Genomic DNA, 17,761 nt, shown 5'->3' with positions numbered 1-17,761 from the left:
CGCGGCAGTCGTGTCGTCGTGCAGGCCGGGTCAGGACTTCTTCGGCGCGGAACCCGCCTCGTCCTTCGCCGCCTCTTCTGCTGCCGGGGCCTGCTCCTGGTCCCGCTCCCCGGTCTTCGGCTCCGCAGCCCCGGTCTTCGTCAGGTCGGGGGTCTTCGGGTCGGGCGCCTCCGCTTCGGACGCCTTCCCGGTGGCCTCGGACTCGGCCTCGCCGGACTTCCCTGCGGCGCCTTCGCCTTCCGCGGCCTCGTCCTCGCCCTTCACCACGGTCGCCTCCACGGCGGCCGGTTCCACCACGAGTTCCCGGCCGGGCCGCTTCTTCGCCGAGACCACCATGTACGTCACCGCGAGCAGGAACACGATCATCGCGGTCCAGTCGTTGAGACGCAGGCCCAGGATGTGGTGGGCGTCGTCGACGCGCATGTACTCGATCCAGCCCCGGCCCACGCAGTACGCGGCGACGTACAGCGCGAAGGCGCGGCCGTGGCCCAACTTGAAGCGGCGGTCGGCCCAGATCACCAAGAAGCCGACGCCGATGCACCACAGCGACTCGTACAGGAACGTCGGGTGGTAGTAGCCGGGCACCCTGCCGTCCGAGGACGACGTGATGTGCAGCGCCCAGGGCACATGCGTCTCACGCCCGTACAGCTCCTGATTGAACCAGTTGCCCCAGCGGCCGATGGCCTGGGCGAAGGCGATACCGGGCGCCACCGCGTCGGCATACGCCGGGAGCGGGATACCGCGCCGGCGGCAGCCGATCCACGCGCCGACCGCGCCGAGCGTGATCGCGCCCCAGATGCCCAGGCCGCCCTCCCAGATCTTGAACGAGTCGACCCAGTCACGGCCCTCGCTGAAGTACAGCTCGTAGTCCGTGATCACGTGGTAGAGCCGTCCGCCGACCAGGCCGAAGGGCACGGCCCAGACCGCGATGTCGGCCACCGTGCCGGCCTGCCCGCCGCGGGCGATCCAGCGCCTGTTGCCGAGCCAGACGGCCACGAAGACGCCGATGATGATGGAGAACGCGTAGCCGCGCAGCGGAATGGGCCCGAGGTACAGGACCCCGCGCGACGGGCTGGGGATGTAGGCAAGTTCCATGGCAGAGTCGACGCTACCGTGCCGGGCAGGGCACTCGTCGTGAAGCCCGGCTACGGGTCCATAACGGGGGCGTGAGAAACGCTTACTTCCTGGCGGTTTCCTCCACCATCTGCTTCAGCTTGGCCGGGGTCATGGTCTGGTCCTGGTAGATGTTCTTCCCGTCGAGCAGCACGGTCGGGGTACCGGTGAATTTGCCGGTCTGGAACGCCTTGTGGGACTTCGCCACCCAGCTGTTGTGCGTACCGTTCTCGACGCAGGCGCGGAAGGCGGGGGTGCCGAGGCCGGGGACCTTGCCCGCCAGTTCGATCAGTCTGCTGTCGTCGGCGAACGCGTCGTCGGTCTCCTTGGGCTGATTCTCGTACAGCACGTCGTGGTAGTCACGGAACTTTCCGGCGTCCTGTGCGCAGGCCGCGGCGTTGGCCGCGTGCCGGGAGCCGCTGCCGCCGAGGTTGCCGTCGATCAGCGTGACCAGGTGGTACTCGACTCTCAGCTTCCCGGCGTCGGTCAGCTCGCGGAGCGTCGGCCGGTACGCCGTCTCGAACGCCTGGCAGGCCGGGCAGCGGAAGTCCTCCCACACCGTGAGCACGGACTTGGCGCCGTCCTTGCCGACCGGGATGGCAAGGCTGTCCTTGCCCTGGGCCCCCGACGGCGCCACCACCGGGCCCGTGGCGGCCTTGCCGCTCCCCTTGCCCGAGTTCGCGGCGATGACGCCGATGACCGCGGCCAAGGCCAGGACGCAGAGCACGGTCGCGCTCACGATCAGAGTGCGCCGCCGCCGCTCGGTGGCCTGCTGTTTCTCGCGCTGGAGCGCCAGCCGGTCCCTGGCGTTCCGCTTTCCGTCTCGGTTCTTCTCGCTCACACCCGGAGAACGACCCGGGGAGGCGCAATGCGCCTCCCCGGCCCCAGCTCCACCCGTTCGAGTGACCGGACAACGCCGGACATCGCCGGACATCACTGCTCACGCTCGTGGACGCCCGTGGACGCCCCTGAACGCCGGTGGTGCGCGGCTACGCCTGCCGGCGCACGCCCTTCGCCAGTTCGCCCGCGAGGCTGCGGACAGCCTCAAGACCGGCCGCCTGGTCCGGCGCGTCCAGCATCCGCTTGACGAACGCGGATCCGACAATCACCCCGTCGGCGAAGGCGGCCACCTCGGCGGCCTGCGCCGCGTTCGAGACGCCGAGTCCGACACAGACGGCGAGATCGCTGCCGGTGGCCCGGGTGCGCCCGACCAGGTTCTGGGCCTGCGCGCCGACCGACTCACGGGTGCCGGTGACACCCATCAGCGAGGCGGCGTAGACGAAGCCGCTGCCCGCCGCGGTGATCTCGGCGAGCCGCTCATCCTTGCTGCTGGGCGCCACGACGAAGACCGTCGCGAGGCCGTGCTTCTCGGCGTGTTCCCTCCACAGCGCGGACTCCTGCACCGGCAGGTCGGGCAGGATGCAGCCCGCGCCGCCCGCCTCCGCGAGTTCGGCGGTGAACCGCTCGACGCCGTAGCGGTCGATGGGGTTCCAGTACGTCATCACGAGCACGGGCCTGCCGGTCGCGATGTACGCCTCCCGGACCGTGCGCATCACGTCCGCGATCTTGACGCCGCCGCGCAGGGCGATGTCGTCCGCGGTCTGGATGACCGGGCCGTCGAGCACCGGGTCGCTGTGCGGCAGACCCACCTCGACGACGTCGGCGCCGGAGTCCAGGACGGCCTTGACCGCCTCGATGCCGCCCTCGACGGTCGGGAAGCCGGCCGGGAGATAGGCGATCAGCGCCGCGCGTCCCTCCGCCTTCGCGGCGGCCAGGGTGTCGGTCAGCAGCCGGATGTTCCCGCTCACTTGGCGTCCCCCTCGATCTCGGCGGTGTCGCTGTCCGCGTCGGCGGCGACCTCGGCGTCCACGCCGTTGTCGTAGAGGCCGAAGTAGCGGGCGGCGGTGTCCATGTCCTTGTCGCCGCGGCCGGACAGGTTGATCACGATCAGCCCGTCCTCGCCGAGTTCCCTGCCGACCTCCAGGGCACCGGCGAGCGCGTGGGCGCTCTCGATCGCCGGGATGATGCCCTCGGTGCGCGACAGCAGACGCAGTGCCTGCATCGCGGCGTCGTCGGTGATCGCGCGGTACTCGCCGCGGCCGCTCTCCTTGAGGTAGGAGTGCTCGGGGCCGATGCCCGGGTAGTCCAGACCGGCCGAGATCGAGTACGGCTCGGTGATCTGGCCCTCCTCGTCCTGGAGGACGTACGACCGGGAGCCGTGCAGGATGCCGGGCTCACCGGCGGTGAGGGTGGCCGCGTGCTCGCCGGTCTCGATGCCGTGGCCCGCGGGCTCGCAGCCGATGAGGCGGACGCCGGTGTCGGGGATGAACGCGTGGAACAGGCCGATGGCGTTGGAGCCGCCGCCCACGCAGGCGACGGCGGCGTCCGGGAGCCGTCCGGCGCGCTCCAGGAGCTGCCGCCTGGCCTCCACGCCGATCACCCGGTGGAAGTCGCGGACCATGGCGGGGAAGGGGTGCGGGCCCGCTACGGTGCCGAACAGGTAGTGGGTGTGGTCGACATTGGCGACCCAGTCGCGGAACGCCTCGTTGATGGCGTCCTTCAGGGTGCGGCTGCCGGACTTCACGGACACGACCTCGGCGCCGAGCATCCGCATCCGGGCCACGTTCAGGGCCTGGCGGCGGGTGTCGATCTCGCCCATGTAGATGGTGCACTCCAGGCCGAACAGCGCACAGGCGGTGGCCGTGGCGACGCCGTGCTGGCCCGCGCCGGTCTCCGCGATGACGCGGGTCTTGCCCATCCGCCGGGTCAGGAGGGCCTGGCCGAGCACGTTGTTGATCTTGTGGGAGCCGGTGTGGTTGAGGTCCTCGCGCTTGAGGAACATCCGGGCGCCGCCGGCGTGCTCCGCGAAACGGGGCACCTCCGTGAGGGCGCTGGGGCGGCCGGTGTAGTTCACGAGCAGATCGTCGAGCTCTCGGGCGAACTCGGGGTCGTGCTTCGCCTTCTCGTACTCGACGGCCACCTCGTCCACGGCGGCGACGAGGGCCTCCGGGATGAACTTGCCGCCGAACGCGCCGAAGTAGCCCTCGGTGCTCGGGATCCGACCCTCTGGGTCGGGGATGAAGAAGTCGCTGGACATGCGGTACCTCGCTGGGGCGCGCGGCCCCGGGTGCGGTGGGATGGGGTCGACGTGTCGGCGCGCGCCGACGCCCCGCGACGGCGTCAGCCGTGTGGGGTCGTCACCGGTGCGTGGCGTGAGGCGCGGCCGGGGCCGCGGGCCATCGCATCCCGTTCACCTGACCGGGTTCGTCACCGATGACGTACCGCACCCGGCGCCCGTGCACACGCCTTGCCGGCGCGCGGCAGCCCCTTGGGCGGCAGCCGCGGGCGAGACGCGCGTAGGGGTTCCTGGCGGTCGTGGTGATCAGCATCGGGGTCGAGTTTACCGTTGCCCCTGACGGGGGACGGAGCGTTTTCGAGTGCGGGCACGTCGTGGCTCGTCGCGCCCACGCGGCGGAGCCGCATATCGATACAGCCCCGCGCCCCTAGGGGGGTGCAGGCCACGTCGGCTGGCAAGTGCCGCAGCCTGCGGGCAATCGGCCTTGCCCCTGGCAGCACCGGTAAGTGGTCCCGCCCCCGACCGGCCAGGTCAGCCGCGGTCCTGGCGGAGGGCCGGGTGGGCGCCCGCTGCGACCAGGTCGGAGACCGCCGTGCGGGGGTCTCGGCCGGTGACCAGGGACTCCCCGACCAGCACCGCGTCGGCGCCCGCGTTCGCGTAGGCGATGAGGTCGTGCGGCCCGCGCACACCCGACTCCGCGACCTTGACGATCCCCGGCGGGATCTCCGGCGCGACGCGGTCGAACGTCGAGCGGTCCACCTTCAGCGTCTTCAGATTCCGCGCGTTGACCCCGATGACCTTGGCCCCCGCGTCCACCGCCCGCTCGACCTCGTCCTCGTCGTGCACCTCGACCAGCGGCGTCAGCCCGATGGACACCGCACGCTCGATGAGCGACTCCAGCGCGGGCTGCTCCAGCGCCGCCACGATCAGCAGCGCCAGGTCGGCGCCGTACGCCCGGGCTTCCCACAGCTGGTACGACGTGACGATGAAGTCCTTGCGCAGCACGGGGATGTCCACCCGCGCCCGGACCGACTCCAGGTCGGCCAGCGAGCCGCCGAAGCGACGCTGCTCGGTGAGCACGGAGATGACGGCCGCGCCGCCCGCCTCGTAGTCCGCGGCCAGGCCCGCGGGGTCGGCGATCGCGGCCAGGGCACCCTTGGAGGGGCTGGACCGCTTGACCTCGCAGATCACCTTGACGCCGTCGCCGCGCAGAGCGGCGGCGCCGTCCTTGGCGCTGGGAGCCTTCGCCGCGCGCTCCTTGAGCTCGTCGAGGCTGACGCGCGCCTGCCGCTCCGCGAGGTCGGCACGGACTCCGTCGATGATCTCGTCGAGCACACTCACGCGAGCGGCCCCCTTCCAGACGGTTGACAGTTCAAGCGGTCGAGCGTTTCCGCCGAACCTGCCCGCTGCGGTGAGCGCGGCGGTGGAAATCGGTGGGCACTACGACACTGCGATGGTATCCGGACCGAGGGGGATGCTTCGCATCCGGTTGACGCCGGGCCCCCTCACCAGGACCGGACCGCCGGTCAGGGGTGCAGCCAGCCGCCGAACGGCAGATTCCGTACCACGGTGAACAGCGCCACCACGATCCCTATCAGCCACAGCTGCCCCCGCCCCAGCTCCATCCGCGTCGGCCTGCCGCGTGCCGCCCGGACCACCCAGACGGTCCACAGCACGGCCGCGGCGAAGAAGCCGGCGACGGCGACGGCGTTGTCCTGGAGCGCCGTCGCCAGGTCCCCGCGGACGAACGCGTGTGCGCAGCGCAGTCCGCCGCAGCCGGGGCAGTAGAGGCCGGTGTAGTGGTACAGCGGGCACGGCGGGTAGTGGCCGGGCTGGTTGGGGTCGACGGTCCCGACGTAGGCGAAGGCCCCGGCGACGGCGGCGAGCAGCCCGGCGGGCACGGCCAGCCGCCCCAGAGCCGTTCCGGCCTCGGGCGTATTCCTCGTGGTGCGCGCGGTCCTCGCGGTCCTCGGGGCCAGGACCCCGTCGGCGTCGGCGTTCACGCCTCGTATTGTGCCGTGTGGCACCGCGTACGCGCGCGGGGCGCCGACATGCGTGAGGGGCGCCCCCGGAGCGGTGCCGACCGCCCCGGACACACCCCCGCGGGTTCAGCTCTCCGAGGCGACCGGCTCGCGCACCTCGGTGACGGCGGCCACGGGCCGCGGCGAAAGGTGGGTGTCCCTGGGCTGACCGAGACCCATCTGGCGCATGATGCCGCCGACGAGGGCACCGGAGACGGTGAGGCCGATGCCGACCCAGAAGCCGACGGGTTGCGCCATGACGATGAACACGCTCGCTACGCAGAACCCGATGAAGGCGATGATGACACCGGTCCACGCGGCCGGGGTGTGTCCGTGTCCGTGGCTGCTGCCCGCCATGACTTGCTCCTCGATGCGGTGTACGGGACGTACGTGTCTTGAGCCGGCGTCCGCCGGATACTCGCCGCCTATTGTCCCGTACGCCCCCACGTACCCGTGCGCGGGGTCCCCTTTCGGCCCGCGTCTGATTGCCCACACCGGCCCTCGAGCCGCACCCGGAAGACCCTGTGCGGGGTGCCTGCGGCTGCGGTGGTTGTCGGGTGCGGGTGCGTCGTGGCTTGTCGCGCAGTTCCCCGCGCCCCTAGGGGAGTTGCAATCGACGTCGCCCGGATGGCCGCGTAACGCCCACTTACGCCGGGTCCGTGCCTGTTCCCTCCTAGGTCCTGTCTGGAGTCCGGATCACGAGTTCGGTAGATCGCCTGCGTCATGGGGTCCCTCCTTGATAGGCCATCGGCCATGGCGCGAGGCGATCTCACCGACGAGCAGTGGGCCCTGATCGAGCCCCACCTTCCGATCGCCGCAGTCGGGCCCATCCCCGACCTGCGGAAACACTTCAACGCGGTGATGTGGCGGTTCCGCACGGGCAGTCCCTGGCGCGACCTGCCCAGCGAGTTCGGGCCCTGGCAGAGCGCGTACGACCGCTTCCGGATCTGGGCGACGCAGGGCGTCTTCCAGCACCTGATGGAGGCGGTGATCGCCGAGGCCGCTGACCGGGGTCAGGCGGACCTGGGCCTGGTCAGCGTGGACTCGGCGACAGCACGGGCGCACCACCACGCCGCCGGGATGGCACTGGAACCCGAGCAGTTGGCGGCCCTGGAAGCGGCCGCCGAGTCCGAAAAGGGGGCGCCGTGGAGGGACAACAGCCGCAGGACGGACAGTGCGAGGACGACGCGGGCGCTGAGCGGCGACGGGCCCGCCGACGGCACCGGGCCCGTCTGAAGGCCGCACAACTGGGGCGTTCCCGGGGAGGGCTGACCAGCAAGATTCACCTGGCGGCCGACCGGCGCTGCCGTCCGCTGGCGTTTGTGCTCACCCCCGGACAGGCCGGCGACAGCCCGCAGTTCGTCCCGGTCCTGGAGCGGGTGAAGGTGCGCGGGCCGGTCGGGCGTCCCCGGACCCGACCGGACGCAGTGGCCGCGGACAAGGCTTACTCCAGCCGCCGTAACCGCCGCTACCTGCGGCGTCGTGGAATCCGGGCGGTGATCCCGGAGAAGGTGGACCAGGCCGCCAACCGGAAGAAGCGCGGTTCGAAGGGCGGTCGCCCGGTCAGCCACGACGCGGCCTTGTACACCGAGCGCAACACCGTGGAGCGGTGCATCAACCGGCTGCGGAACTGGCGAGGCATCGCGTTCCGCTTCGACAAGACCCCGGAGAGCTACGAGGCCGGACTGCATCTGTGCGGTGCGATGCTCTGGCTCCGCAGCATCGCACCGCAGTCGTGATCCGAACTCCAGACAGGACCTAGACCGGGTCCGGACCGGTCGGGTCCTCGCCGCGGTCCAGGGCCTTCCACAGGTCCTCCGGGCGACCGGGGTCGGTAGACGGGGCGCGGCGGGGTGTGGCGTCGCGTTCGTAGCGGGCGGACATCGCGGGCCACCGGCGGCCGTAGCGCAGGGCGAGGAGGCCGGCGAGGAGGATCAGGAGGCCGCCGACGGCCGCGGCGTAGGGCCACGCGGTGTGGCTGAGCGCGTCCACGGCGGCCGAGGTGTCGCCGGTGGCCTTCGCCGCCTGCTCGTCCAGCGCGGAGCTGTCGCGCGCGCCGTACAGCGCGGCGGCGACGATTCCCGCGCCGGACAGGGCGAGGAGCCCGGCGACCAGCAGGCGTCCGGAGCGGCGGACGGCGAAGACGGCGACGAGAGCGGCGAGGCCCACTATGGCGAGGGCCGCGGGGACGCCCGTGACGTCGCTGCCCTTGGCGGTGAGCGGGAAGGAGCCGCCGGCCACCGTCGCGGTGCCCTGGGACCAGCGCTGCCGGCTGGCCAGCAGGGCCACGGCCGCGCCGAGGGCGCCGAGCAGCAGGGCGGCGGCGAGGCTGCGGCGGCCGGAAGGGGCGGTACCGGAAGGGGCCGCGGCCTCGGAACGGGGGTGAGGAACAGCAGTCACGTACCCCACTATCGCCTGAACCCCGGGCGAACCGTGACTCGGGGCGGGGCGGCGCCGGTCACACCGACGGCAGCCGGTTGGCGGTGTGCACCGCGCGCAGCACTGCCGCCGCCTTGTTGCGGCACTCGGTGTCCTCCGCCACCGGGTCGGAGTCGGCGACGATCCCGGCCCCGGCCTGTACGTACGCTGTGCCGTCGCGCAGCAGGGCGGTGCGGATGGCGATGGCGGTGTCGGAGTCGCCCGCGAAGTCGAGATAGCCGACGCAGCCGCCGTACAGACCGCGGCGTGAGGGTTCGAGCTCGTCGATGATCTGCATCGCGCGGGGTTTGGGCGCGCCCGAAAGGGTGCCTGCGGGGAAGCACGCGGTCAGCACGTCGAAGGCGGTACGGCCCCGCGCCACCCGGCCGGTGACCGTGGAGACGATGTGCATGACGTGCGAGTACCGCTCGACGGACATGAAGTCGACGACCTCGACGGAGCCGGGCTCGCAGACCCGGCCCAGGTCGTTGCGGCCGAGGTCGACGAGCATCAGGTGCTCGGCGCGTTCCTTGGGGTCGGCGAGGAGTTCCTCGGCGAGGGCCTGGTCCTGCTGCGGGGTGGCGCCGCGGTGCCGGGTGCCCGCGATGGGGTGCACCATGGCACGCCCGTCCTCGACCTTCACCAGGGCCTCGGGGGACGACCCGACGACGTCGAACGCCGCTCCGTCCCCGTGGGGGAACCGGAACAGGTACATGTAGGGCGACGGGTTGGTGGCGCGCAGCACCCGGTAGACGTCGAGCGCGCTCGCGGCGCAGGGGGTCTCGAAGCGCTGCGAGGGTACGACCTGGAAGGCCTCGCCCGAGCGGATGCGCTCCTTGATGTCCTCGACGGCCGTCCGGAAGTCGGGGCCGCCCCAGAGCGCGGTGTACTCGGGCAGTTCGGAGGGCGGCAGCTGGGTGGCCGGCTGGGCGACGGGGCGGGAGAGGTCCGCCTCCATGACGTCCAGGCGGGCCACGGCGTCGGCGTAGGCCTCGTCGACGCCGGTGTCGAGGTCGTTGTGGTTGATCGCGTTGGCGATCAGCAGGACCGAGCCCTCCCAGTGGTCCATGACGGCGAGGTCGCTGGTGAGCAGCATGGTCAGCTCGGGAAGCTTCAGGTCGTCGCGTTCACCGGGGCCGATCTTCTCCAGGCGGCGGACGATGTCGTAGCCGAGGTAGCCGACCATGCCGCCGGTGAAGGGCGGCAGGCCCTCCTGGTGGGGGGTGTGGAGGGCCTCCAGGGTGGCGCGCAGCGCGGCGAGCGGGTCGCCGTCCACGGGGACGCCGACGGGCGGGGTGCCGAGCCAGTGGACCTGGCCGTCGCGTTCGGTGAGGGTGGCGGCGGAGCGGACGCCGACGAAGGAGTAGCGGGACCAGGAGCGGCCGTTCTCGGCGGACTCCAGCAGGAAGGTGCCGGGGCGTTCGGCGGCGAGCTTGCGGTAGAGCGCGACCGGGGTGTCGCCGTCGGCGAGGAGCTTGCGGGTGACCGGGATGACCCGGCGGTCGGTGGCCAGCTTGCGGAACGTCTCGAGATCCATGGCGGCAGACCTTACTGACCTGCGGCGGCAGGACCCGAATCGGCGCCGTCGGCCCGTCCTCCCGCGTCCGCGGACCGCCCGTCGCCGCCCTCGACCCGCCCTCCGGCGTCCGCGCTCCGCACCCCGCCGCCCCCGGACCGCGCATCGCCGTCCTTCAGCAGCACATCGGCGTCGAAGCAGGTGCGGTCGCCGGTGTGGCAGGCGGCGCCGACCTGGTCGACCTTGACGAGCAGGGTGTCGCCGTCGCAGTCCAGGGCGACGGACCTGACCCACTGGAAGTGGCCCGAGGTGTCGCCCTTGACCCAGTACTCGCGGCGGCTGCGCGACCAGTAGGTGCAGCGTCCCGTGGTGAGCGTGCGGTGCAGCGCCTCGTCGTCCATCCAGCCGAGCATCAGCACCTCACCGGTGTCGTACTGCTGGGCGATCGCGGGGACGAGTCCGTCGGGGCTGCGCTTGAGGCGCGCGGCGATCCGGGGATCGAGGCTGCTGTGCTGGGGCATGCCGGTCATGCGGTCATTGTGCCGCGCCGGCGGGGCCGCATCCGGCGCGTGTCCACTGGGCGGACCCGTTACGTGGTCGTAGGCTGACGGTATGTCGACCTTTGCCCAGCGTGAACGGCTCCTCTTCGCCGACCTCCTGGAAACCGCGGGCCCGGACGCCCCGACCCTCTGCGAGGGCTGGACGACCCGCGATCTCGCCGCGCATGTGGTGGTGCGCGAGCGCCGCCCGGATGCTGCGGGCGGCATCCTGATCAAGCAGCTCGCCTCCCGGCTGGACCGGGTGATGGCGGAGTTCGCCGCGAAGCCGTACGAGGAGCTCGTCCAGCTCATCCGCTCGGGCCCGCCGCGCTTCTCGCCGTTCAATCTGAAGCAGGTCGACGAGATGTCGAACACGATCGAGTTCTACGTCCACACCGAGGACGTCCGCCGGGCCCGACCGGAGTGGGCGCCGCGCGAGCTGGACCCGGTCTTCCAGGACGCGTTGTGGTCCCGTCTGGAGCGCGCCGCCAGGCTGATGGTCCGGGGCGCCCCCACGGGCGTGGTGCTGCGCCGCCCGAACGGCCAGACGGCGGTCGGCCGCCGCGGAACGCCGGTCGTCACGGTCACCGGCGAGCCGTCGGAGCTGCTGCTGTTCGCCTACGGCAGGCAGAGCGCCGCCAAGGTCGAGCTGGACGGCGACGCGGAGGCGATCGACAAGCTGCACTCGGCGAAGCAGCTCGGCATCTGAAGCCCCCTCCCGAGGAGCTCCCCATGATCAAGGTCGCGATGACCAGCGTCTTCGTCGACGACGTCACGAAGGCGCAGGCCTTCTACACCGGCATCCTGGGCTTCGAGACCCGGCTGGACATGGATCTGGGCGGCGGCACCCGCCTGGTCACGGTCGGCGCGGCCGAGGGCGCCCAGCCCGACCTCCAGCTGCTGCTGGAACCCGGTCAGGGGCCGATCGCGGAGCCGTACCGCACGGCGCTGCGGGCGGCGGGGCTGCCGTGCATCGTCTTCTCGGTGGACGACATCGCATCGGAGTACGAACGCCTGACCGGCCTGGGCGTGCACTTCACCCAGGAACCCCGCGAACAGGGCCCGATGATCGCGGCCGTCCTGGACGACACGGTGGGCAACCTTATCCAACTGGTACAGCCGAAGACCTGAGCCGGCGCCCCGCCAGGGAAGCGACCGGGCCCGGGCTCGGCGCAGCGTCACCGGACCGGGTGGCCCGCCTCGCGCAGGGCCTGCTTGACCTCGCCGATGCGGAGGTCGCCGAAGTGGAAGACCGAGGCGGCCAGGACGGCGTCCGCGCCGGCAAAGACGGCCGGGGGGAAGTCGGCCAGGGTGCCTGCGCCACCCGAGGCGATCAGGGGGACCGTGACGTGTTTGCGGACCGCGGCGATCATCTCCAGGTCGTAGCCGTCCTTGGTGCCGTCGGCGTCCATGGAGTTGAGGAGGATCTCGCCCGCGCCGAGGTCGGCGGCCCGGTGGGCCCATTCGATCGCGTCGATGCCGGTGCCGCGGCGGCCGCCGTGGGTGGTGACCTCGAAGGAGCCGGACGGGGTGCGGCGCGCGTCGACCGACAGGACGAGCACCTGGCGGCCGAAGCGTTCGGCGATCTCGCGGATCAGGTCCGGGCGGGCGATCGCGGCCGTGTTGACGCCGACCTTGTCGGCGCCCGCGCGCAGCAGCTTGTCGACGTCCTCCGCGGTGCGGACGCCGCCGCCGACGGTGAGCGGGATGAAGACCTGTTCGGCGGTGCGGCGGACCACGTCGTAGGTGGTCTCGCGGTCGCCGGAGGACGCGGTGATGTCCAGGAAGGTCAGCTCGTCGGCGCCCTCGGCGTCGTAGACCTTGGCCATCTCGACGGGGTCGCCCGCGTCGCGCAGGTTCTGGAAATTGACGCCCTTGACGACCCGGCCGCCGTCCACGTCCAGGCAGGGGATGACTCGGACCGCCAGGGTCATGAATCCACGGCTCCTTCGAAAACGTACTTCACGCACTTCACGCACTTCACAAAAGCTTGCAAAAGCTTGTCTCTAGCCCATCTCTAGCCCCGGAAGGCTTCCAGTTCCACTTCGACCAGGATGCGCGGGTCGACGAAGCCCGCCACGACCAGCAGGGTCGAGGCCGGGCGCACGGCGCCGAACAGCTCCTTGTGGGCGCGGCCCACCTCGTCGACGTCCCGTGCATGGGTCAGGAACATTCGGGTGCGGACCACGGACGCGATGTCCAGGCCGAACTCGCCGATCGCCTCGACCGCGCTGGTGAAGGCCACCTTGGCCTGCTCGTAGGGGTCGCCCTCCCCGTACAGCACGCGGCCCCGGAAGGCGGTGGTGCCCGAAACCAGCACACGGTCCCCCGCCGCCACGGCGCGTGCGTAGCCGAAAGGCTCTTCCCAGGGACTTCCGCTCTGCACCCGCCGTACGGCTTCGGACGTCATGGCGACACTTCCTCCAGTGCTTCTTCCAGGGTGAACGCCTTCGCGTACAGGGCCTTCCCGACAATGGCGCCTTCGACACCGAGAGGCACCAGTCCGGCGATGGCGCGCAGGTCGGCGAGGGAGGACACACCGCCGGAGGCAACCACCGGGCGGTCGGTGGCTGCGCACACGTTCTTCAGCAGGTCCAGGTTGGGGCCCTGAAGGGTGCCGTCCTTGGCGATGTCGGTGACGACGTAGCGGGCGCAGCCCTCCTTGTCGAGGCGCTCCAGCGTCTCGTAGAGGTCGCCGCCGTCGCGGGTCCAGCCGCGTCCGCGCAGGGTGGTGCCGCGTACGTCGAGCCCTACGGCGATCTTGTCGCCGTGCTGCGCGATGACCTCGGCGACCCACTCGGGGGTCTCCAGGGCGGCGGTGCCGAGGTTGACGCGGGTGCAGCCGGTGGCGAGGGCGGCGGCCAGGGAGGCGTCGTCGCGGATGCCGCCGGACAGCTCGACCTTGATGTCCATGGCGCGGGTGACCTCGGCGATCAGTGCCCGGTTGTCGCCGGTGCCGAACGCGGCGTCGAGGTCGACCAGGTGCAGCCATTCGGCGCCGGAGCGCTGCCAGGCGAGGGCGGCCTCCAGGGGAGAGCCGTACGAGGTCTCCGTCCCGGACTCGCCGTGCACGAGGCGGACGGCCTGGCCGTCGCGGACGTCGACGGCGGGGAGGAGTTCGAGCTTCGCAGCCATCAGAGGGTTCCGATCCAGTTGTTCAGCAGCTGGGCTCCGGCGTCGCCGGACTTCTCGGGGTGGAACTGGGTGGCCCACAGCGCGGCGTTCTCGACGGCCGCGACGAACGGCTCACCGTGCGTCGCCCAGGTGACCCCGGGGGCGCGCATCGAGGGGTTGTGCAGCTCCAGGTCCCAGTGGTGGACGGCGTAGGAGTGCACGAAGTAGAAGCGGGCGTCGCTGTCGAGTCCGGCGAACAGTTCGCTGTCCTGCGGGGGCCGTACGGTGTTCCAGCCCATGTGGGGCACGATGTCGGCCTTGAGCGGCTCGACGGAGCCGGGCCACTCGGCCAGGCCCTCGGTCTCCACCCCGTGCTCGATGCCGCGCGCGAACAGGATCTGCATGCCGACGCAGATGCCGAGCACGGGCCGCCCTCCGGCCAGTCGGCGGTCCACGATCCAGTCGCCGCGCGCCTCGCGCAGCCCGTTCATACAGGCGGCGAAGGCGCCGACGCCGGGCACCAGCAGCCCGTCCGCGTTCATCGCCTTGTCGAAGTCACGGGTGATCTCGACATCGGCGCCCGCGCGCGCGAGGGCCCGTTCGGCGGAGCGGACGTTCCCGAAGCCGTAGTCGAAGACGACGACGCTCTTGGCGCTCCCGGAGGCGCTCAATTCCACACCTCCAGGCGCATGACGCCCGCGATCAGGCACAGCCCGGCGGCGAGGGACAGCAGCACGATGAGGCTCACCGGCATCTTCTGCTTCACGAAGGAGATGATCCCGCCGACGAAGAACAGCCCGACGAGGATCAGCAGGGTCGAGGTGCTGTTCACAGCGCGCCCTTCGTGGAGGGGAGGATGCCGGCCGCGCGCGGGTCCCGCTCGCTGGCGTAGCGCAGGGCCCGGGCCAGCGCCTTGAACTGGCACTCCACGATGTGGTGCGCGTTGCGCCCGTAGGGCACATGGACGTGCAGGGCGATCTGGGCCTGGGCGACGAAGGACTCCAGGATGTGCCGGGTCATCGTGGTGTCGTACTCGCCGATCATCGGCGCCATGTTCTCGGGCTCGGTGTGCACGAGGTAGGGGCGGCCGGAGAGGTCGACGGTGACCTGGGCGAGGGACTCGTCCAGCGGGACCGTGCAGTTGCCGAAGCGGTAGATGCCGACCTTGTCGCCGAGGGCCTGCTTGAAGGCGGCGCCGAGGGCGAGGGCGGTGTCCTCGATGGTGTGGTGCGAGTCGATGTGCAGATCGCCCTCGGTCTTCACCGTGAGGTCGAACAGGCCGTGCCGGCCGAGCTGGTCGAGCATGTGGTCGTAGAAGCCGACGCCTGTCGAGACGTCGGTCCTTCCGCTGCCGTCGAGGTCGATCTCGACGAGGACGGAGGTCTCCTTGGTGACCCGCTCCACGCGTCCGACGCGGCTCATGCGCTGTGCTCCTCGGTGGTTGGGAGAGGGGTTGGGAGAGTCCCGGTGGCGGGGACGAGCAGGTCCTTCAGGTCGCGCGCCGCGGCGAGGAACGCGTCGTTCTCCTCGGGCGTCCCCGCGGACACCCGCAGCCGCCCGGGCACCCCGTTGTCGCGGACCAGGACGCCCCGGTCGAGCAGCCGCTGCCACGCCTGGTGCGGGTCGGCGAACCGCCCGAACTGCACGAAGTTGGCGTCGGACGGCGTGACGTCGAAGCCCATCCCGCGCAGCTCGTCGACCAGCCGGTCGCGCTCCGACTTCAGCTGCTCGACATACCCGAGCAGGGTGCCGGTGTGCTCCAGCGCGGCCAGCGCGGTCGCCTGGGTGACGGCGGACAGGTGGTACGGCAGCCTGACCAGCTGGACGGCGTCCACGACGGCCGGGTGCGCGGCGAAGTAGCCGAGCCGGAGCCCGGCGGCGCCGAACGCCTTCGACATGGTGCGGGTGACGACGTAGTTCGGGCGGCCCTCCAGCAGGGGCAGCGCGGAGGTGCTGTGGCTGAACTCCGCGTACGCCTCGTCCACGATCAGCATCGACGGCTTCGCCTGCTGCGCCGCCTCGTAGAGGCCGCGGACGAACTGGGGCGGGACCGCGTTGCCGGTGGGGTTGTTGGGGGTGGTGAGGAAGATGACGTCCGGCCGGTGCTCCAGGACGAACTCCCGCGCCGCCACGGGGTCGATGGTGAAGTCCTCGCCCCGCGGGGCGGACAGCCACCGGGTGCCGGTGCCGCGCGCGATGAGGCTGTGCATCGAGTACGACGGCTCGAAGCCCAGCGCGGTACGGCCGGGGCCGCCGAAGGTCTGGAGCAGCTGCTGGATGACCTCGTTGGAGCCGTTGGCCGCCCAGACGTTCTCCAGGCCGACCGGGTGACCGGCCGTGTCCGTCAGGTACTTGGCCAGCTGGGTGCGCAGCTCTACGGCGTCCCGGTCCGGGTAGCGGTTGAGATGCCGGGCCGTGTCACGCACCCGCTCGGCGATCCGCTCGACCAGCGGCTCGGGCAGCGGGTAGGGGTTCTCGTTGGTGTTCAGCCGTACCGGCACGTCCAACTGGGGAGCGCCGTAGGGGGACTTGCCGCGCAGTTCGTCCCGTACGGGCAGATCGTCGATGGAGAAGCTCACTTGCTCTCAGGCACCTTCCAGCCGAACCTCGCCTTGATCGCCGCGCCGTGCGCGGGCAGATCCTCCGCCTCCGCCAGCGTGACCACGTGGTGCGCGACCTCGGCCAGCGCGTCCTTGGTGTAGTCGACGATGTGGACACCGCGCAGGAACGACTGCACGGACAACCCCGAGGAGTGGCAGGCGCAGCCGCCGGTGGGGAGGACGTGGTTGGAGCCCGCCGCATAGTCGCCGAGCGAGACGGGCGCCCAGGGGCCGACGAAGATCGCGCCCGCGTTCTTCACCCGTTCGGCCACCGCCGCCGCGTCCGCCGTCTGGATCTCCAGGTGCTCCGCGCCGTAGGAGTCGACGACCCGCAGCCCCTCGTCGATGCCGTCGACGAGCACGATCGCGGACTGCCGGCCCGCGAGGGCCGGGACGATCCGGTCCTCGATGTGCTTGGTCGCCTCGACCTGCGGCGCCAGCTCCTTCTCCACGGCGTCGGCGAGCTCGTCTGAGTCGGTGACCAGCACGGCCGCCGCCAGCGGGTCGTGCTCGGCCTGGCTGATCAGGTCGGCGGCGACATGCACCGGGTCGGCGGTGTCGTCCGCGAGGACCGCGATCTCGGTGGGGCCGGCCTCGGTGTCGATGCCGATCTTCCCGGTGAAGTAGCGCTTGGCGGCGGCGACCCAGATGTTGCCGGGGCCGGTGACCATGTCGGCGGGCGGGCAGGACTCGGTGCCGTACGCGAACATCGCGACGGCGGTGGCTCCGCCCGCCGCATACACCTCGTCCACGCCGAGCAGCGCGCAGGCGGCGAGGATCGTGGGGTGCGGCAGTCCTCCGGTGGCGGCCTGCGCCGGGGAGGCGAGCGCGACGGACCCGACCCCGGCCTCCTGCGCCGGGACCACGTTCATCACCACGGACGACGGGTAGACCGACCGCCCGCCGGGCGCGTACAGCCCGACGCGCTCGACCGGGATCCACTTCTCGGTGACCGTGCCGCCGGGCACGACCTGCGTGGTGTGAGCCGTACGGCGCTGGGCGCGGTGCACCAGCCTGGCGCGGCGGATGGACTCCTCCAGGGCCGCGCGCACGGCCGGGTCCAGCTCGTCCAGCGCCCCGGCGATCGCCTCGGCGGGGACCCTCACGGACTCCAGCCGCACCCCGTCGAACTTTTCGGCGAAGTCGATCAGCGCCGCGTCGCCCCGATGATGCACGGCTTCGCAGATCGGACGCACCTTCTCCAGGGCGGCCTGAACGTCGAACTCGGCTCGGGGCAAAATGTCGCGCAGGGCGGGGCCCTCGGGAAGGGCGTCGCCGCGCAGATCGATTCGGGAGATCACGGGCTCAATTCTCTCAGACCCGGCTCGGACGCCGTGCGCCTGTTTCAGTGATTGATACGCAGC

Annotated in this window: 21 protein-coding genes and 1 pseudogene; 3 read left to right on the top strand and 19 right to left on the bottom strand. The window is 71.6% G+C overall.

Annotation, left to right across the window (positions count from 1 at the left end; genetic code table 11):
- Nucleotides 1-30 precede the first annotated feature (30 nt).
- From lgt to ACSYGN_RS30875, 8 genes are all read right to left on the bottom strand, one after another.
- Nucleotides 31-1,095 (bottom strand): prolipoprotein diacylglyceryl transferase, encoded by a 1,065-nt coding sequence (lgt, locus tag ACSYGN_RS30910; protein ID WP_460401403.1) that lies wholly within the window; start codon nucleotides 1,093-1,095, stop codon nucleotides 31-33.
- Nucleotides 1,096-1,177: 82 nt separating this feature from the next.
- Nucleotides 1,178-1,954: a DsbA family protein gene (locus tag ACSYGN_RS30905; RefSeq protein WP_460401401.1), complete on the bottom strand. Its 777-nt coding sequence runs from the start codon at nucleotides 1,952-1,954 to the stop codon at nucleotides 1,178-1,180.
- 148 nt (nucleotides 1,955-2,102) lie between these two features.
- Nucleotides 2,103-2,921 carry a tryptophan synthase subunit alpha gene (trpA, locus tag ACSYGN_RS30900; RefSeq protein WP_460401399.1) on the bottom strand — a complete coding sequence of 273 codons (819 nt, stop codon included), beginning with the start codon at nucleotides 2,919-2,921 and terminating at the stop codon, nucleotides 2,103-2,105.
- On the bottom strand, nucleotides 2,918-4,210 hold the full coding sequence (gene trpB, locus ACSYGN_RS30895) for a tryptophan synthase subunit beta (RefSeq protein ID WP_460401397.1): 1,293 nt from the start codon (nucleotides 4,208-4,210) through the stop codon (nucleotides 2,918-2,920). The genes trpA and trpB overlap by 4 nt, the downstream gene beginning before the upstream one ends.
- Before the next feature lie 100 nt (nucleotides 4,211-4,310).
- Entirely contained in the window at nucleotides 4,311-4,502 is a 192-nt protein-coding gene (trpM, locus tag ACSYGN_RS30890) for a tryptophan biosynthesis modulator TrpM (RefSeq protein ID WP_460401395.1), read from the bottom strand.
- A 218-nt stretch (nucleotides 4,503-4,720) separates the two neighbouring features.
- Complete coding sequence (gene trpC, locus ACSYGN_RS30885; RefSeq protein WP_460401393.1) at nucleotides 4,721-5,530, bottom strand: indole-3-glycerol phosphate synthase TrpC; 810 nt, start codon at nucleotides 5,528-5,530, stop codon at nucleotides 4,721-4,723.
- A gap of 185 nt (nucleotides 5,531-5,715) precedes the next feature.
- Entirely contained in the window at nucleotides 5,716-6,201 is a 486-nt protein-coding gene (locus ACSYGN_RS30880) for a DUF2752 domain-containing protein (RefSeq protein WP_460403843.1), read from the bottom strand.
- Between the two features lie 96 nt (nucleotides 6,202-6,297).
- The gene (locus ACSYGN_RS30875) at nucleotides 6,298-6,567 is read right to left on the bottom strand and encodes an HGxxPAAW family protein (protein ID WP_460401391.1); all 270 of its coding nucleotides are present in this window, start codon (nucleotides 6,565-6,567) and stop codon (nucleotides 6,298-6,300) included.
- 396 nt (nucleotides 6,568-6,963) lie between these two features.
- Between ACSYGN_RS30875 and ACSYGN_RS30870 the strand changes: the two are divergent.
- Nucleotides 6,964-7,949 (top strand): annotated as a pseudogene (locus ACSYGN_RS30870) (IS5 family transposase).
- 19 nt (nucleotides 7,950-7,968) lie between these two features.
- On the opposite strand, the gene ACSYGN_RS30865 reads toward ACSYGN_RS30870, so the two are convergent.
- The 3 genes from ACSYGN_RS30865 to hisI are packed head-to-tail and all read right to left on the bottom strand — an operon-like array spanning nucleotide 7,969 to nucleotide 10,674.
- Nucleotides 7,969-8,619: a TIGR02234 family membrane protein gene (locus ACSYGN_RS30865; protein WP_460401389.1), complete on the bottom strand. Its 651-nt coding sequence runs from the start codon at nucleotides 8,617-8,619 to the stop codon at nucleotides 7,969-7,971.
- 49 nt (nucleotides 8,620-8,668) lie between these two features.
- Nucleotides 8,669-10,165, bottom strand: a complete 1,497-nt coding sequence (locus tag ACSYGN_RS30860; RefSeq protein ID WP_460401387.1) for an anthranilate synthase component I — start codon at nucleotides 10,163-10,165, stop codon at nucleotides 8,669-8,671.
- An 11-nt stretch (nucleotides 10,166-10,176) separates the two neighbouring features.
- Nucleotides 10,177-10,674, bottom strand: a complete 498-nt coding sequence (gene hisI, locus ACSYGN_RS30855) for a phosphoribosyl-AMP cyclohydrolase (protein ID WP_460401385.1) — start codon at nucleotides 10,672-10,674, stop codon at nucleotides 10,177-10,179.
- Nucleotides 10,675-10,756: 82 nt separating this feature from the next.
- Here hisI and ACSYGN_RS30850 point away from each other — a divergent pair, with 82 nt between their 5' ends.
- Together ACSYGN_RS30850 and ACSYGN_RS30845 are read left to right on the top strand one after the other, a co-directional pair.
- Nucleotides 10,757-11,392, top strand: a complete 636-nt coding sequence (locus ACSYGN_RS30850; protein WP_460401383.1) for a TIGR03085 family metal-binding protein — start codon at nucleotides 10,757-10,759, stop codon at nucleotides 11,390-11,392.
- A 23-nt stretch (nucleotides 11,393-11,415) separates the two neighbouring features.
- Nucleotides 11,416-11,814, top strand: a complete 399-nt coding sequence (locus tag ACSYGN_RS30845) for a VOC family protein (protein WP_460401381.1) — start codon at nucleotides 11,416-11,418, stop codon at nucleotides 11,812-11,814.
- A 47-nt stretch (nucleotides 11,815-11,861) separates the two neighbouring features.
- On the opposite strand, the gene hisF is transcribed toward ACSYGN_RS30845, so the two are convergent.
- The 8 genes from hisF to hisD all read right to left on the bottom strand — a co-directional run bounded on the left by hisF (nucleotide 11,862) and on the right by hisD (nucleotide 17,698).
- On the bottom strand, nucleotides 11,862-12,617 hold the full coding sequence (gene hisF / locus ACSYGN_RS30840) for an imidazole glycerol phosphate synthase subunit HisF (protein WP_460401379.1): 756 nt from the start codon (nucleotides 12,615-12,617) through the stop codon (nucleotides 11,862-11,864).
- An 83-nt stretch (nucleotides 12,618-12,700) separates the two neighbouring features.
- Complete coding sequence (locus tag ACSYGN_RS30835; RefSeq protein ID WP_460401377.1) at nucleotides 12,701-13,093, bottom strand: RidA family protein; 393 nt, start codon at nucleotides 13,091-13,093, stop codon at nucleotides 12,701-12,703.
- The gene (priA, locus tag ACSYGN_RS30830) at nucleotides 13,090-13,818 is read right to left on the bottom strand and encodes a bifunctional 1-(5-phosphoribosyl)-5-((5-phosphoribosylamino)methylideneamino)imidazole-4-carboxamide isomerase/phosphoribosylanthranilate isomerase PriA (protein WP_460401375.1); all 729 of its coding nucleotides are present in this window, start codon (nucleotides 13,816-13,818) and stop codon (nucleotides 13,090-13,092) included. The genes ACSYGN_RS30835 and priA overlap by 4 nt, the downstream gene beginning before the upstream one ends.
- On the bottom strand, nucleotides 13,818-14,474 hold the full coding sequence (gene hisH / locus ACSYGN_RS30825; RefSeq protein ID WP_460401373.1) for an imidazole glycerol phosphate synthase subunit HisH: 657 nt from the start codon (nucleotides 14,472-14,474) through the stop codon (nucleotides 13,818-13,820). Before hisH ends, priA begins: the two co-directional genes overlap by 1 nt.
- Nucleotides 14,465-14,629, bottom strand: a complete 165-nt coding sequence (locus ACSYGN_RS30820) for a hypothetical protein (RefSeq protein WP_460401371.1) — start codon at nucleotides 14,627-14,629, stop codon at nucleotides 14,465-14,467. The genes hisH and ACSYGN_RS30820 overlap by 10 nt, the downstream gene beginning before the upstream one ends.
- Nucleotides 14,626-15,219: an imidazoleglycerol-phosphate dehydratase HisB gene (gene hisB, locus ACSYGN_RS30815; RefSeq protein WP_460401369.1), complete on the bottom strand. Its 594-nt coding sequence runs from the start codon at nucleotides 15,217-15,219 to the stop codon at nucleotides 14,626-14,628. The genes ACSYGN_RS30820 and hisB overlap by 4 nt, the downstream gene beginning before the upstream one ends.
- Nucleotides 15,216-16,376, bottom strand: a complete 1,161-nt coding sequence (locus ACSYGN_RS30810; RefSeq protein WP_460401367.1) for a histidinol-phosphate transaminase — start codon at nucleotides 16,374-16,376, stop codon at nucleotides 15,216-15,218. Before ACSYGN_RS30810 ends, hisB begins: the two co-directional genes overlap by 4 nt.
- Entirely contained in the window at nucleotides 16,373-17,698 is a 1,326-nt protein-coding gene (gene hisD / locus ACSYGN_RS30805) for a histidinol dehydrogenase (RefSeq protein WP_460401365.1), read from the bottom strand. The genes ACSYGN_RS30810 and hisD overlap by 4 nt, the downstream gene beginning before the upstream one ends.
- Between the last annotated feature and the right edge of the window lie 63 nt (nucleotides 17,699-17,761).

This window comes from Streptomyces sp. YIM S03343 (assembly GCF_054729195.1).
Note: the sequence above shows the minus strand (reverse complement) of the source record. Positions and strands in the feature narration are given on the sequence as shown.

What these genes read in the sequence shown, in the direction of transcription:
- trpM (WP_460401395.1), bottom strand. Translation starts at nt 4,502, where the DNA reads ATGCTGATCACCACGACCGCCAGGAACCCCTACGCGCGTCTCGCCCGC.
- ACSYGN_RS30845 (WP_460401381.1), top strand. Translation starts at nt 11,416, where the DNA reads ATGATCAAGGTCGCGATGACCAGCGTCTTCGTCGACGACGTCACGAAG.
- hisB (WP_460401369.1), bottom strand. Translation starts at nt 15,219, where the DNA reads ATGAGCCGCGTCGGACGCGTGGAGCGGGTCACCAAGGAGACCTCCGTC.
- ACSYGN_RS30860 (WP_460401387.1), bottom strand. Translation starts at nt 10,165, where the DNA reads ATGGATCTCGAGACGTTCCGCAAGCTGGCCACCGACCGCCGGGTCATC.
- priA (WP_460401375.1), bottom strand. Translation starts at nt 13,818, where the DNA reads ATGGCTGCGAAGCTCGAACTCCTCCCCGCCGTCGACGTCCGCGACGGC.
- lgt (WP_460401403.1), bottom strand. Translation starts at nt 1,095, where the DNA reads ATGGAACTTGCCTACATCCCCAGCCCGTCGCGCGGGGTCCTGTACCTC.
- ACSYGN_RS30850 (WP_460401383.1), top strand. Translation starts at nt 10,757, where the DNA reads ATGTCGACCTTTGCCCAGCGTGAACGGCTCCTCTTCGCCGACCTCCTG.
- trpB (WP_460401397.1), bottom strand. Translation starts at nt 4,210, where the DNA reads ATGTCCAGCGACTTCTTCATCCCCGACCCAGAGGGTCGGATCCCGAGC.
- hisF (WP_460401379.1), bottom strand. Translation starts at nt 12,617, where the DNA reads ATGACCCTGGCGGTCCGAGTCATCCCCTGCCTGGACGTGGACGGCGGC.
- hisI (WP_460401385.1), bottom strand. Translation starts at nt 10,674, where the DNA reads ATGACCGGCATGCCCCAGCACAGCAGCCTCGATCCCCGGATCGCCGCG.
- ACSYGN_RS30875 (WP_460401391.1), bottom strand. Translation starts at nt 6,567, where the DNA reads ATGGCGGGCAGCAGCCACGGACACGGACACACCCCGGCCGCGTGGACC.
- ACSYGN_RS30835 (WP_460401377.1), bottom strand. Translation starts at nt 13,093, where the DNA reads ATGACGTCCGAAGCCGTACGGCGGGTGCAGAGCGGAAGTCCCTGGGAA.